The organism is Klebsiella sp. YJ, assembly GCF_002108615.1.
GTDB lineage: Bacteria > Pseudomonadota > Gammaproteobacteria > Enterobacterales > Enterobacteriaceae > Klebsiella > Klebsiella planticola.
This window is the reverse complement of the sequence record NZ_MTEG01000006.1, coordinates 125254-138226: the sequence shown is the minus strand read 5'-3', so window position 1 is coordinate 138226 and position 12973 is coordinate 125254. Positions and strand designations below refer to the sequence as shown.

General features: G+C 54.6%; 16 protein-coding genes and 1 other RNA gene. 13 read left to right on the top strand and 4 right to left on the bottom strand.

Translation table 11 applies throughout. The annotated features are described in order from the left end of the window. The first annotated feature begins 401 nt into the window (after positions 1 to 401). The 11 genes from BV390_RS08065 (at position 402) to BV390_RS08015 (ending at position 7818) form a co-directional block, all read left to right on the top strand. Positions 402 to 1703 carry an MFS transporter gene (locus tag BV390_RS08065; protein ID WP_032690627.1) on the top strand — a complete coding sequence of 434 codons (1302 nt, stop codon included), beginning with the start codon at positions 402 to 404 and terminating at the stop codon, positions 1701 to 1703. Positions 1704 to 1832: 129 nt separating this feature from the next. Next, entirely contained in the window at positions 1833 to 2609 is a 777-nt protein-coding gene (exuR, locus tag BV390_RS08060) for a transcriptional regulator ExuR (RefSeq protein WP_046853426.1), read from the top strand. Between the two features lie 336 nt (positions 2610 to 2945). Next, entirely contained in the window at positions 2946 to 3608 is a 663-nt protein-coding gene (gene yqjA, locus BV390_RS08055; protein WP_032690625.1) for a DedA family general envelope maintenance protein YqjA, read from the top strand. A gap of 2 nt (positions 3609 to 3610) precedes the next feature. Further along, the gene (gene mzrA / locus BV390_RS08050; protein WP_032690624.1) at positions 3611 to 3994 is read left to right on the top strand and encodes an EnvZ/OmpR regulon moderator MzrA; all 384 of its coding nucleotides are present in this window, start codon (positions 3611 to 3613) and stop codon (positions 3992 to 3994) included. 150 nt (positions 3995 to 4144) lie between these two features. Then, positions 4145 to 4513, top strand: coding sequence for a DUF1090 domain-containing protein (locus tag BV390_RS08045; protein WP_032690623.1), 369 nt, complete (start codon positions 4145 to 4147; stop codon positions 4511 to 4513). Between the two features lie 41 nt (positions 4514 to 4554). After that, positions 4555 to 4860: an ElaB/YgaM/YqjD family protein gene (locus BV390_RS08040; protein WP_004867946.1), complete on the top strand. Its 306-nt coding sequence runs from the start codon at positions 4555 to 4557 to the stop codon at positions 4858 to 4860. A gap of 2 nt (positions 4861 to 4862) precedes the next feature. After that, entirely contained in the window at positions 4863 to 5261 is a 399-nt protein-coding gene (locus BV390_RS08035; RefSeq protein WP_004867949.1) for a phage holin family protein, read from the top strand. Next, the gene (locus BV390_RS08030; RefSeq protein ID WP_032690622.1) at positions 5258 to 5554 is read left to right on the top strand and encodes a YqjK-like family protein; all 297 of its coding nucleotides are present in this window, start codon (positions 5258 to 5260) and stop codon (positions 5552 to 5554) included. Before BV390_RS08035 ends, BV390_RS08030 begins: the two co-directional genes overlap by 4 nt. 311 nt (positions 5555 to 5865) lie before the next feature. After that, positions 5866 to 6258: a DoxX family protein gene (locus BV390_RS08025; RefSeq protein ID WP_004867955.1), complete on the top strand. Its 393-nt coding sequence runs from the start codon at positions 5866 to 5868 to the stop codon at positions 6256 to 6258. Positions 6259 to 6335: 77 nt separating this feature from the next. After that, on the top strand, positions 6336 to 7322 hold the full coding sequence (locus BV390_RS08020) for a glutathione S-transferase family protein (protein ID WP_046853424.1): 987 nt from the start codon (positions 6336 to 6338) through the stop codon (positions 7320 to 7322). A 127-nt stretch (positions 7323 to 7449) separates the two neighbouring features. Then, positions 7450 to 7818, top strand: coding sequence for a DUF805 domain-containing protein (locus tag BV390_RS08015; RefSeq protein WP_032690620.1), 369 nt, complete (start codon positions 7450 to 7452; stop codon positions 7816 to 7818). Between the two features lie 38 nt (positions 7819 to 7856). On the opposite strand, the gene BV390_RS08010 is transcribed toward BV390_RS08015, so the two are convergent. After that, positions 7857 to 8753, bottom strand: a complete 897-nt coding sequence (locus BV390_RS08010) for a LysR family transcriptional regulator (RefSeq protein WP_004867964.1) — start codon at positions 8751 to 8753, stop codon at positions 7857 to 7859. 104 nt (positions 8754 to 8857) lie between these two features. On the opposite strand from BV390_RS08010, the gene BV390_RS08005 reads away from it, so the two are divergent. Next, complete coding sequence (locus BV390_RS08005; RefSeq protein ID WP_046853423.1) at positions 8858 to 9559, top strand: pirin family protein; 702 nt, start codon at positions 8858 to 8860, stop codon at positions 9557 to 9559. A 57-nt stretch (positions 9560 to 9616) separates the two neighbouring features. Continuing rightward, positions 9617 to 9751: a hypothetical protein gene (locus BV390_RS31115; protein ID WP_369804304.1), complete on the top strand. Its 135-nt coding sequence runs from the start codon at positions 9617 to 9619 to the stop codon at positions 9749 to 9751. A 697-nt stretch (positions 9752 to 10448) separates the two neighbouring features. On the opposite strand, the gene rnpB is transcribed toward BV390_RS31115, so the two are convergent. The 3 genes from rnpB to garR form a co-directional block, all read right to left on the bottom strand. Further along, positions 10449 to 10825: RNase P RNA component class A (gene rnpB, locus BV390_RS08000), an RNA gene on the bottom strand. Between the two features lie 32 nt (positions 10826 to 10857). Next, positions 10858 to 12003, bottom strand: a complete 1146-nt coding sequence (gene garK, locus BV390_RS07995) for a glycerate 2-kinase (protein ID WP_032697460.1) — start codon at positions 12001 to 12003, stop codon at positions 10858 to 10860. Positions 12004 to 12066: 63 nt separating this feature from the next. Next, a complete protein-coding gene (gene garR, locus BV390_RS07990; RefSeq protein ID WP_085396787.1) occupies positions 12067 to 12957 on the bottom strand; it encodes a 2-hydroxy-3-oxopropionate reductase in 891 nt (296 codons plus the stop codon). Positions 12958 to 12973 lie beyond the last annotated feature (16 nt).

The following is a 12973-nucleotide window of genomic DNA, read 5'->3' as shown; positions in this document are numbered from 1 at the left end:
AGGCCGAAATCTTTTTCGTGAGTTAGATCAATAAACGCTGACAAAAAAAGTACCCTTTCTGGAGTAAACCCTCGTGCAAGCCGCGCCAGCACTGGCTTTGCTCGCGAGAAATAATACCCCCATAAACTTTCCCACTTTTGTGACAGTACTCAACTTTTAAAGTTGTATGACAAGTTATCTTTCTGCCGTCGCAACATATAAACCGTTGGAATGTATTCGCGATGATTCATTACATCGCATTGACCGGTACGGATACCGAATTAAGCAACACACATTGATGGCAAGGTTCGGGCCATATGGGTTTTCCCTCCTGAGCCCTCCGTTTCTCCTTCTCAATCCCTGTGCAGGGTTTGAAGATGGCCGCACTCGCTGCGGAGATATAACAAACGATGAGGTTTTACATGCGTAAAATTAAAGGGTTACGTTGGTACATGATCGCACTGGTGACAATGGGCACCGTGCTGGGTTACCTGACGCGTAACACTGTGGCTGCGGCTGCGCCGACTCTGATGGAAGAGTTACACATCTCCACCCAACAGTATTCCTATATCATCGCAGCCTATTCAGCTGCTTATACCGTCATGCAGCCGGTGGCAGGCTATGTCCTTGACGTGCTGGGGACGAAGATCGGTTATGCCTTCTTCGCGATCGCCTGGGCCGTTTTCTGTGGTTCAACGGCGCTGGCGGGCAGCTGGGGTGGATTAGCGCTGGCTCGTGGCGCGGTCGGCGCGGCGGAAGCGGCGATGATCCCGGCAGGCCTGAAGGCCAGCTCCGAATGGTTCCCGGCAAAAGAACGTTCTATTGCCGTGGGTTACTTCAACGTGGGCTCTTCAATCGGCGCGATGATCGCCCCGCCGCTGGTCGTCTGGGCAATTGTGATGCACAGCTGGCAGATGGCGTTCATTATCTCCGGTGTCTTGAGCTTTATCTGGGCAATGGCGTGGCTGGTCTTCTATAAACACCCTCGTGACCAGAAAAAATTAACCACCGAAGAACGCGACTACATCATCGGCGGCCAGGAATCGCATCACCAGACCAACAACAGTAAGAAAATGTCTCCGTGGCAGATTCTGCGCAACCGTCAGTTCTGGGGCATCGCGCTGCCGCGTTTTCTTGCCGAGCCAGCATGGGGGACCTTCAATGCCTGGATCCCGCTGTTCATGTTTAAAGTCTATGGCTTTAACCTGAAAGAAATCGCGATGTTTGCGTGGATGCCGATGCTGTTTGCTGACCTGGGTTGCATCATCGGGGGCTATCTGCCGCCGCTGTTCCAGCGCTGGTTCGGGGTTAACCTGATTGTTTCGCGTAAAATGGTCGTGACCATGGGCGCACTGCTGATGATTGGCCCGGGGATGATCGGCCTGTTTACCAGCCCGTTTGTGGCTATCGCCCTGCTGTGCGTCGGCGGCTTTGCTCACCAGGCACTGTCCGGTGCGCTGATTACGCTCTCTTCCGACGTATTTGGCCGTAACGAAGTGGCTACGGCAAACGGCCTGACCGGTATGGCGGCCTGGATGGCGAGTACCATGTTCGCCCTGGTGGTCGGCGCTCTGGCGGATACCATCGGTTTCAGCCCGCTGTTCGCCGTGCTGGCGGTCTTCGATCTGCTGGGCGCCCTTGTCATCTGGACCGTACTGAAGAACAAGTCTGCCGATGACGACACCCCGCCGCTCAAAACGACTAAGCCGGTGACGCAAAGCTAGTCCTGATACGGTTAGATCTGTTTACAAAGCCGCCTTATCGAAGGCGGCTTTTTCATGTCTGACGGTGGTGAGATGCGCGTAAAAGTGGTATAACAAATCCAATATTGTCGCCATCTTCCGGGAGCGAATATGGAAATCACAGAACCGCGTCGTTTGTATCAGCAGCTTGCTGCCGAGCTGAAGGCGCGTATTGAACAAGGTGTTTACCTTGTGGGCGATAAGCTGCCTGCAGAGCGGTTTATCGCCGATGAAAAGAGCGTCAGCCGCACCGTGGTTCGCGAAGCCATTATCATGCTGGAAGTGGAAGGCTATGTGGAGGTGCGTAAGGGCTCTGGTATCCACGTCATCTCCAACCATCCGAAGCATCAGCAGGTGGTTGATGAAACGCTGGAGTTCGCCAGCTACGGTCCCTTTGAACTGCTGCAGGCGCGTCAGCTGATTGAAAGCAATATTGCCGAGTTCGCCGCCACCCAGGTGACCAAGCAGGACATCATGAAGCTGATGGAGATCCAGGAGAAGGCGCGTAAAGAGAAATGCTTCCGCGATTCGGAATGGGATCTCCAGTTTCACGTCCAGGTAGCCCTGGCGACGCAAAATACGGCATTAGCCGCTATTGTTGAAAAAATGTGGACCCAGCGCGTGCATAACCCGTACTGGAAAAAGCTCCATGACCATATCGACCTGCGCACCGTGGATAACTGGTGTGACGATCATGACCAAATTCTGAAGGCGCTGATTCGCAAAGATCCGCACGCGGCAAAACTGGCCATGTGGCAGCATCTGGAGAACACTAAGCTGATGTTATTCAACGAGACCAGCGACGATTTTGAATTCAATGCCGACCGCTATCTGTTTGCAGAAAATCCGGTCGTTCATCTCGATACCGCCGCCAACGGCACAAAATAAGCGGTTATCTTCCTTTCAGGCAGGCTATCAGCGCCTGCCCGCAAACCCGCCTGGGTAAGCAAACATATATAGTGTCAGCCTGTGTAAAGAGACTCGCCACCCGCCACTGCAATCAGCAAAATCAACGAGCAACTGACTGCAATTTTTCTGACGTAAACTCAGTGCTTTTGTTACAATTAGATGCATTTTGACGTTCTGAAGTGGGCTTGCATTGATTTCACTTTTAACAGGGAACCGTTCAGAACGCACCAACAGCGACCATAATCTCATAAGAATCTATGTCGCAATACACACTGCGTTCAGACATACCGTTAACCGATGTACCAGGAATCGTGAATGGAACTATTAACCCAATTGTTGAATGCTTTATGGAGCCAGGATTACGAGACCCTCGCGAATCCCTCCATGATTGGCATGCTTTATTTTGTCTTATTTATGATTTTGTTCCTTGAAAACGGCCTGCTTCCCGCCGCCTTTTTACCCGGCGACAGCCTGCTGGTGCTGGTCGGCGTTCTGATAGCCAAAGGTGCAATGGGTTTTCCGGAAACCCTGCTTCTGCTGACGACGGCAGCCAGCCTGGGTTGTTGGCTCAGCTACATTCAGGGCCGCTGGCTCGGTAATACGCGGATTGTGCAAAACTGGCTTTCACATTTGCCCTCCCACTACCACCAGCGCGCACACCACCTGTTTCATAAGCACGGGCTCTCCGCCTTGTTGATGGGCCGCTTTATTGCCTTCGTTCGTACGCTGCTGCCGACCATTGCCGGACTTTCGGGTCTGAACAATGCCCGCTTCCAGTTCTTTAACTGGATGAGCGGCCTGCTGTGGGTTCTGATTCTGACCACCCTCGGTTACCTGCTGGGTAAAACCCCGGTATTCCTCAAATATGAGGATCAGCTGATGTCCTGCCTGATGCTGCTGCCGGTTGTGCTGCTGGTGTTTGGCTTAATCGGCTCGTTAGTTGTCCTGTGGAAGAAAAAATACAGAAGCCGGAGCTGATAATGGCCATAAAAAGCCTCTCCCGACGCCGGATTAGCTGGCTGCTGGGCGGTTCTGTTTTTTTGTGCGCGCTGTTCTGGCTATGGCTGGCGGTGCAGCAACAGGAATCAACCCTGACTATTCATCCTGTCTCTCAGGGCGTTGGCATGCCCGACGGTTTTTCCGTCTGGCATCATCTCGACGCAAACGGCATTCGTTTTAAAAGTATCACCCCGCAAAAAGACGGCCTGCTGATCAAATTTGATTCCAGCGCCCAGGGTATCGCTGCGAAAGAAGTGCTGGGCCGCGCCCTGCCGCATGGTTATATTATTGCTTTGCTGGAGGAAGAGAATACCCCGACAGCATGGCTCTCCCGTCTGCGCGATACCCCACACAGATTGGGATAAGTAGCCAAAATTCTGAATATTTTCACGCAGTTTGGTGGTTTCCCGTTTTCCTGACTATGCTTAAGACTGCGGGAGCCGCCGGGCTGACGTTTATCGACTGGATCGGGCATATCTCCCGGGTATGCCCTCACACAATGGAAGGTAGCATCCATGAAATACCGCATCGCTTTGATTCTGGTTTTGACTTCGCTGAGCTCCAGCGCCTTTGCCATCTCCCCCTGTCAGGAAAAAGAGCAGGATATCCAGCGGGAGATTAGCTATGCCGAAAAACATCACAACCAGAACCGGATTGATGGTTTGAACAAAGCGCTTCGTGAAGTCAGAGCGAACTGCAGCGACGGTAAGCTCAAAGCCGAACATCAGCAAAAAATCGCGAAACAACGCGAGGAAATTACCGAGCGTCAGCGCGATTTGAAGGAAGCTGAGCAGAAAGGCGATGCCGATAAAATCAGCAAGCGCCAACGCAAGCTTGATGAAGCGCAGCACGAGCTGAAAACGCTTGAGTCGCGTGATTACTGATAAGCCACACTTTACATGGACCCACTCTACAGGAGAGAAAGATGCCTAAAGACAACGTTGCAGACGATCTGCGTGCAGAACTGAAGACTCTGGCTGATACCCTGGAAGAAGTGCTTAACTCCTCCACGGATAAGTCAAAAGAAGAAATTGGCAAACTGCGTAGCAAAGCAGAGAGCGCACTGAAAGAGAGCCGCGTCCGGCTGGGTGAAACCAGCGATGCCATCGTCAGACAAACGCGTGAAACTGCCGCCCGCGCCGACGAGTACGTCCGCGAAAATCCGTGGACCGGTGTAGGTATTGGCGCAGCCGTCGGGCTGGTGCTGGGTGTCCTGCTGACGCGTCGTTAATTATGGCGGATTCTCAACACACGCAGGGGCCGGGCAAGAGCGTTTTCGGGATCGGCCAGCGGATCATTACGCTGCTGGTTGAAATGGTGGAAACGCGCCTGCGCCTGGTGGTCGTGGAGCTGGAGGAAGAGAAGGCGAACCTCTTCCAGCTATTTTTGATGCTGGGGCTGACGCTGCTGTTTGCCGCCTTTGGCCTGATGAGCCTGCTGGTTCTGATTATCTGGGCCATCGATCCCCAGTATCGGCTGTACGTGATGATTGCGACCACCGCTGTGCTGCTCCTCAGCTCGTTAATCGGCGGTATCTGGACGCTGCGTAAAGCCCGCCGTTCGACTTTCCTGCGCTTGACGCGCAAAGAGCTGGCTGAAGACCGCGCTCTGCTGGAGGACGAACGCCTATGAGCAGCAAACAGCAACGCGAGCAGCAGAAAACGCTGCTGTTGCGCCAGATCCAACAGCAGCGGCTGGATTTAATCGCCAGCCGTCGCGACTGGCTCGAAGCGACCGCCCCGTTCGACCGCGGCTGGCAGACCCTCCAGCACCTTCGCTCCTGGGCAATGGTCGGCAGCGGTATCATGGCAGTATGGTCCGTTCGCCACCCGCGCTTCTTACTGCGCTGGACTAAACGCGGCTTCGGTCTCTGGAGCGCATGGCGCATGGCAAAACGCCTGCTGCGCCAGACATCATCCTTCTAAACGCCCAGCCCACCACACGTCCATCATCCCTGTTTTCCTTGTTCCGGGGCGTCAACGCCTCGTGACTGGTGCTGCTCTTGGTCACCACTCCAGCCGATGACGACAGTGTTCATCCCTGCTCGTCGCCCTCCTCACGTCGCGTTTACTGATCGCGATCACTCAGAATCTTTGATGAAGATCTACAGTTTTCCTTGCTAACAATTCCTTTCGCGCCTCGCTAATATTCTCTCCATCGACAGCAACCCCGCGTAACTACGCAGGATTGCACCAAAAAACAAAATCGCCGCCCTTTGGGTTTTCTGGAGTAAGAAATGAAAAAATTAGAAGATGTTGGTGTACTGGTAGCACGCATTCTGATGCCAATCCTGTTTATCACTGCAGGTTGGGGAAAAATCACCGGTTATGCGGGTACTCAACAATATATGGAAGCCATGGGCGTACCGGGCGCATTACTGCCGTTAACCATTCTGCTGGAGTTCGGCGGCGGTCTGGCGATTCTGTTCGGTTTCCTGACACGTACCACCGCGCTGTTCACCGCAGGCTTCACCCTGCTGACCGCGTTCCTGTTCCACAGCAACTTTGCTGAAGGCGTGAACTCGCTGATGTTCATGAAAAACCTGACCATCGCAGGCGGTTTCCTGCTGCTGGCCATCACCGGTCCGGGCGCATTCAGCATCGACCGCGTGCTGAATAAAAAGTGGTAAGCACACTATACTGAGTGAACAACAAAGCGAGGAGACATCTCCTCGCTTTTGCTATCTGAAGTCTGAAGGAGGAAAAAATGGGACAATTAATCGACGGCGTCTGGCACGATACCTGGTATGACACCAAATCCACCGGAGGGCGTTTCAAGCGTTCTGTTTCTGCCTTCCGCAACTGGCTGACCGCCGATGGCGCACCGGGCCCCTCTGGCGACGGCGGCTTTGCTGCAGAAAAAGATCGCTATCATCTGTACGTATCCCTCGCCTGCCCGTGGGCGCACCGCACGTTAATCCTGCGCAAGCTCAAAGGTCTGGATCCTTTTCTTTCCGTCTCGGTGGTTCACCCTCTGATGCTGGAAAACGGCTGGACTTTCGACGACGATTTTCCCGCTGCGACCGGCGATACGCTGTATCAACATGAATTCCTCTATCAGCTCTACCTGCACGCCGATCCGCACTACACCGGGCGCGTCACGGTGCCGGTTCTGTGGGATAAAAAGCAGCATACGATCGTCAGTAATGAGTCGGCTGAAATCATCCGCATGTTCAATACCGCCTTTGACGACCTCGGCGCTACCGCCGGCGATTACTACCCACCTGCGCTGCGCGAAAATATCGATGCGCTTAACGGTTGGATCTACGACAACGTCAATAACGGCGTCTATAAAGCCGGGTTCGCCACCAGCCAGCAGGCCTATGATGAGGCGGTCGATGCGGTGTTCACCTCGCTGGAGCGCCTGGAGCAAATTCTGAGCCAGCATCGCTATCTGACGGGCAGCCAGCTGACCGAGGCCGATATTCGTCTGTGGACTACCCTCGTGCGTTTCGACCCGGTCTACGTAACCCACTTTAAGTGCGACAAACGCCGTATCAGCGATTACCCCAATCTGTATGGTTTCCTGCGCGATATCTACCAGATACCGGGTATTGCGGAGACGGTGAATTTTGCCCACATCCGCAACCACTACTATCGCAGCCATAAAACGATTAACCCAACCGGGATTATTTCCGTCGGACCTCATCAGGATCTCAGCGAGCCGCACGGCCGGGACCTTCTGTTCCGCTAACCTGCCGGGCGCCATTCCCGGCGCCCGATATTTTCAGATCCGGCATATTTACCCGTCTGCTATTCACGTCTATTCTTATTACGATCGCTTTAAAAACAAGTGATTGACCGTTAATCGAGGCGTAAAAATGGACTGGTATTTAAAGGTACTGAGAAACTATATTGGATTTGGCGGCCGCGCACGCCGTAAAGAGTACTGGATGTTTATTCTGGTCAACATCATCCTGACCGGCGTATTGAGCATCATCGATAAAATGCTGGGATGGCAGCGCGCAGGAGGTGAAGGCATCCTGACGACGATTTATGGCGTGTTGGTCTTTTTACCGTGGTGGGCGGTGCAGTTTCGCCGTTTACACGATACGGATCGCTCGGCGTGGTGGCTGTTGCTGATGCTGATTCCGGTGATTGGCTGGCTGATCATTCTGCTCTTCAATTGCCAGAACGGCACGCCTGGAAACAACCGTTTCGGGCCGGATCCCAAACCCCTGTCATCGTGAATGATGCGCTCCTCCCGCGGAAGGAGCGCATAGCGGATTTACTTCCCGGCAAACAGCTTAGGGATCTCGCGCAGACACCATGATTTCGCTTCGCCCATACTGTCGCGGCGCCACGCCATAATGATGTCGATTTCATTGGTATATTCCGGGCTGACAACCCGTAAGCGCCCTTCGGCAATGTCTTTCTCGACCAGCGGATAGGGCATCGTCGCCACCCCCAGTCCCGCCAGCAGAGCCTGACGTTTATCTTCAATGGTACTGACCGTTAAGCGCGGCTGTTTGTCGAGCAGTTGCACCGTCAGAACCGGACGCTCACGGGCGGTATCTGCCACCGCCACGCCGCGATATTTTACCCGCGTCACCTCGGAAAGCGGCTCCGGCTCCTGGTGAATAGGGTGATCCGGCGCAGCGACATAGACGTTCAGCACCGAATAGAGTTTGCGGGAGTTGATCTCCGATGAGGAACGAAAATGCATATCAGGGGCGACAACGATATCCGCACGTCCCTGTTCCAGCCGTTCCCACGCGCCGGCCAGCACTTCGGTAAGCACCGACAGCTGGGTATTCGATTTGGTCGCCAGCTTCTCAATCAGCGGAAAGAAGTCCTGGGTCGGTACCAGCGCTTCGGTCACGATGGTCAGATGCGTTTCCCAGCCGCGCGAAAGCGCTTCGGCATCGGTGGTGAGCTTATCGGCCGCTTCCAGCAGCACGCGCCCGCGTTCCAGCAGCATCCGCCCAACGTTGGTGAATTTTGTCCGATGACCTGAGCGGTCAAACAGCACCACATCCAGCTCCTCTTCCAGCTTTTGCATGGTGTAGCTGAGGGCTGAGGGCACCCGTCCGAGTTCGTCGGCCGCAGCAGCAAAGCTCCCACGCCTGTCGATAGCGTCCATTACGCGTAACGCTTCCAGCGTTAATGCTCTCTCTTTGGCCATAGCACTCTCATTCAGGAAATTTGAATATACCGGGCAGAATATCTGGCTAACAATACAGCGTCCATACCTTTACCATTGATTTAGTGTAAAGAGAGGTCAAGAAAATGATTACTACCCGAACAGCCAAACAATGCGGACAAGCAGATTTCGGCTGGCTGCAGGCCCGCTACACCTTTTCCTTTGGACACTACTTTGACCCTAAACTGTTAGGCTACGCCTCTTTGCGCGTGCTCAACCAGGAAGTTCTGGCACCCGGCGCGTCGTTTCAACCGCGTACCTACCCGAAAGTCGATATCCTGAACCTGATTCTGGAAGGGGAAGCGGAATATCGTGACAGTGACGGCAACCATGTGCAGGCAAAGGCCGGTGAAGCGCTGCTGATATCCACTCAACCAGGGGTGAGTTACAGCGAGCACAATTTGAGTAAAGAGGGTTCGCTGACGCGGATGCAGCTGTGGCTGGATGCCTGCCCGCAGCGGGAAAATCCGCTGCTGCAGAAGATGGCTATCGCGGATAGCGGGCAACAGCTGCTCGCTTCGCCTGACGGCGCGCACAACAGTTTACAGCTGCGTCAGCAGGTCTGGATCCACCATCTCGATCTCGCCAAAGGCGAGCAGGTTGATGTCCAGCTGCACGGGCCGCGCGCTTACCTGCAATCGATTCATGGAACGGTGCATGCCGTTGCCCATGAAGAAGAAAAACAGGCCCTGACCTGCGGTGACGGGGCATTTATTCGTGACGAAGCTAACATTACCCTCGTTGCCGACACGCCTTTGCGCGCTTTACTGATAGATTTACCGGTGTAATAACGGGAGTTATGGAGTCTGTCAGTGAGTAAGCATAAGAAGAAAGCAAAGAAAACCGTGTCGTCGCCCGAGCCGCTGTTAACGGAACCAACGCAGGCCGTAAGTTTTGGCTATGAAGAGATGCTAAGCGAACTGGAAGCAATTGTTTCAGAAGCCGAAATTCGGATTCAGGACGAAGAAAACACCGCCTGAACGGCCACCGTCAGAAACAGCAAAACGCCCATGCAGATTGCGCTATATGGGCGTTTTTGCATGAGTTAAAGCTGACCGCTAAGCCGCGTTCTTTTCATCGAGAACGGAGTGGAGAGTCATTCATTTGCTCTTTCCTCCCGGAACCGGAAAGTAAAAACCCCTGCCATTTCTGACGAGGGTTCTCTGAATGAGTTGAAGCTGGCCGATAAGCCGCTTTCTTTTCATCGAGAACGGAGTGGACAGTCATTCATCTGCTCTTTCCTCCCGGAACCGGAAAGTAAAAACCCCCGCCATTGCTGGCGAGGGTTCTCTGAAGAAGTTGAAGCTGACCGATAAGCCGCTTTCTTTTCATCGAGTACGGAGTGGACAGTCATTCATCTGCTCTTTCCTCCCGGAACCGGAAAGTAAAAACCCCCGCCATTTCTGGCGAGGGTTCTCTGAAGAAGTTGAAGCTGCCCAATAAGCCGCTTTCTTTTCATCGAGTACGGAGTGGACAGTCATTCATCTGCTCTTTCCTCCCGGAACCGGAAAGTAAAAACCCCCGCCATTTCTGACGAGGGTTCTCTGAATGAGTTGAAGCTGGCCGATAAGCGCTTTCTTTTCATCGAGTACGGAGTGGACAGTCATTCATCTGCTCTTTCCTCCCGGAACCGGAAAGTAAAAACCCCCGCCATTTCTGGCGAGGGTTCTCTGAAGAAGTTGAAGCTGACCGATAAGCCGGGTTCTGTCGTGGACAGTCATTCATCTAGGCCAGCAATCGCTCACTGGCTCAAGCAGCCTACCCGGGTTCAGTACGGGCCGTACCTTATGAACCCCTATTTGGCCTTGCTCCGGGTGGAGTTTACCGTGCCGCGAACTGTTACCAGTCGCGCGGTGCGCTCTTACCGCACCCTTTCACCCTTACCTGATCCCGCTTGCGCGGGCCATCGGCGGTTTGCTCTCTGTTGCACTGGTCGTGGGTTTCCCCCCCAGGCGTTACCTGGCACCCTGCCCTATGGAGCCCGGACTTTCCTCCCCTCCGCCCGTCTCCCCCGAGGAGGACGACGACGAAGCGGCGACTGTCTGGTCAGCTTCGGCGCGAAGTATAAAAGGTTTACCGCCGGTTGTCATCCTTCCATCACAATCCCGACCTGCAAAGTCGCAGCAACATTCCGTGAAGCGCGATAAATATTGTCCGAAGCGCCGCGGAAGGCCTCCTCCAGGCTCGTGATAGTGGTCAGCACGCTGAACACCGCATCGATACCATACTGATGCACCACGCCGACATCGCGGGTCAGGCTGCCAGCAATACCAATCACCGGCTTATGGTACTTTTTCGCCACGCTGGCAACGCCGACCGGGACCTTACCGCTAATGCTTTGACTGTCGAGCCTTCCTTCACCGGTCACCACCAGAGAACAGTCAAGAATATGCTCTTCCAGATTCAGCGCCTGGGTCACAATCTCGATACCGCTACGTAGTTCCGCATTCAGAAATGCCATCAGCGCCGCCCCCATGCCACCAGCGGCACCGGCTCCGGCGACCTCTTTGACATCGACACGCAGAGTTCGCTTAATCACATCCGCATAGTGCTCAAGATTACGATCCAGCTCGAGGATCATCGCTTCCGTCGCCCCTTTTTGCGGGCCGAAAATCCACGACGCGCCCGTCTCGCCAGTCAGTGGATTAGAGACATCGCAGGCCACGCGAATTGAACACTCCTGCAACCGAACATCCAATGCAGACAGGTCGATCGAGTTCAGGCAAGCAAGGCTGCCGCCGCCGTCACCAATATCAGCGCCGTTCGCATCATGAAGCCGCGCGCCCAGCGCCTGCACCATCCCCGCGCCACCGTCGTTGGTCGCACTGCCACCAATGCCAATAATGATATTTCTCGCCCCATGCTCCAGCGCCTGCAAAATCAGCTCACCGGTGCCACGCGAGGTCGTCAACAGCGGATTGCGCTGCGCGGGAGGCACCAGCCCCAGCCCGCTGGCCGCCGCCATTTCAATAAACGCGGTTTGACCATCCCCGGAAAGCCCCCAGCAGGCATCAACCGGCACGCCCAGCGGCCCCGTCACACAAGCGCTCATTTTGGTTCCCTGCGTCGCGGCGATCATCGCCTCAACAGTACCTTCTCCACCATCGGCGAGGGGGACCTTTACATAGAGCGCATCGGGGAAAATCTCCCGAAAACCTTTTTCTATAGCCTGTGCAACCTCAGTAGCTGAGAGGCTTTCTTTATAAGAGTCTGGGGCGATTACGATTTTCATAGTTATTAGCCTGACAGTGCCGCGCAAGGCAAGAATGACAGGGCGCCATCCGCGCCCTTCTTGTTAGCGAGTGACTTCCACTTTCGCCAGTTTTTCGTAGTAACACGCAAGCGCGCTGTGGTCGGCGGTACCCAGGCCGTCAACGCGCAGCGCCTGCATCATCTCCATCACCGCCGCGGTCAGCGGCAGCTGCGCCCCCACGCCGTGGGACGTATCCAGCGCATTCGCCAGATCTTTGATATGCAAATCGATACGGAAGCCCGGTTTAAAGTTGCGATCCATCACCATGGGCGCTTTGGCATCCAGCACGGTGCTGCCGGCCAGACCGCCGCGGATTGCCTGATACACCAGATCGGGGTTCACGCCTGCTTTGGTGGCCAGAGTCAATGCTTCAGACATCGCCGCGATATTCAGCGCCACGATCACCTGGTTGGCCAGCTTGGTCACGTTGCCAGCGCCGATATCGCCGGTATGCACGACAGAGCCCGCCATCGCTTTCAGCAGGTCATAATATTGTTCAAAAATCGCTTTATCACCACCAACCATGACGGACAGAGTCCCGTCAATGGCCTTCGGCTCGCCGCCGCTTACCGGCGCATCCAGCATATTTACGCCTTTCGCCTTTAACGCATCGCTGATTTCACGGCTCGCCAGCGGTGCAATAGAGCTCATATCAATCAGCACGGTGCCCGGTTTCGCGCCTTCAATAATGCCGCCTTCGCCCAGCGCCACCTCTTTCACATGCGGAGAGTTCGGCAGCATGGTGATGATCACCTCACACTGCTCAGCTATCGCTTTCGCCGAAGCGGCGGTTTCAGCGCCTGCGGCAATCACTTCTGCGATGGCTTCCGGATTACGATCGGCAACCACCAGCGAGTAACCCGCTTTGAGGAGGTTTTTACTCATGGGTTTACCCATGATGCCAAGGCCAATAAAACCAACTTTCATTGTCATGTCTTTATCTCTCTTG

Bases quoted from the DNA above. Each gene is read 5' to 3' on its own strand.
- garR (WP_085396787.1), bottom strand. From the start codon at position 12,957: ATGACAATGAAAGTTGGTTTTATTGGCCTTGGCATCATGGGTAAACCC.
- BV390_RS08040 (WP_004867946.1), top strand. From the start codon at position 4,555: ATGCCTAAAGACAACGTTGCAGACGATCTGCGTGCAGAACTGAAGACT.
- BV390_RS08030 (WP_032690622.1), top strand. From the start codon at position 5,258: ATGAGCAGCAAACAGCAACGCGAGCAGCAGAAAACGCTGCTGTTGCGC.
- BV390_RS08065 (WP_032690627.1), top strand. From the start codon at position 402: ATGCGTAAAATTAAAGGGTTACGTTGGTACATGATCGCACTGGTGACA.
- yqjA (WP_032690625.1), top strand. From the start codon at position 2,946: ATGGAACTATTAACCCAATTGTTGAATGCTTTATGGAGCCAGGATTAC.
- exuR (WP_046853426.1), top strand. From the start codon at position 1,833: ATGGAAATCACAGAACCGCGTCGTTTGTATCAGCAGCTTGCTGCCGAG.
- BV390_RS08035 (WP_004867949.1), top strand. From the start codon at position 4,863: ATGGCGGATTCTCAACACACGCAGGGGCCGGGCAAGAGCGTTTTCGGG.
- BV390_RS08015 (WP_032690620.1), top strand. From the start codon at position 7,450: ATGGACTGGTATTTAAAGGTACTGAGAAACTATATTGGATTTGGCGGC.
- BV390_RS08020 (WP_046853424.1), top strand. From the start codon at position 6,336: ATGGGACAATTAATCGACGGCGTCTGGCACGATACCTGGTATGACACC.
- BV390_RS08025 (WP_004867955.1), top strand. From the start codon at position 5,866: ATGAAAAAATTAGAAGATGTTGGTGTACTGGTAGCACGCATTCTGATG.
- BV390_RS08005 (WP_046853423.1), top strand. From the start codon at position 8,858: ATGATTACTACCCGAACAGCCAAACAATGCGGACAAGCAGATTTCGGC.
- garK (WP_032697460.1), bottom strand. From the start codon at position 12,003: ATGAAAATCGTAATCGCCCCAGACTCTTATAAAGAAAGCCTCTCAGCT.
- BV390_RS08045 (WP_032690623.1), top strand. From the start codon at position 4,145: ATGAAATACCGCATCGCTTTGATTCTGGTTTTGACTTCGCTGAGCTCC.
- mzrA (WP_032690624.1), top strand. From the start codon at position 3,611: ATGGCCATAAAAAGCCTCTCCCGACGCCGGATTAGCTGGCTGCTGGGC.
- BV390_RS08010 (WP_004867964.1), bottom strand. From the start codon at position 8,753: ATGGCCAAAGAGAGAGCATTAACGCTGGAAGCGTTACGCGTAATGGAC.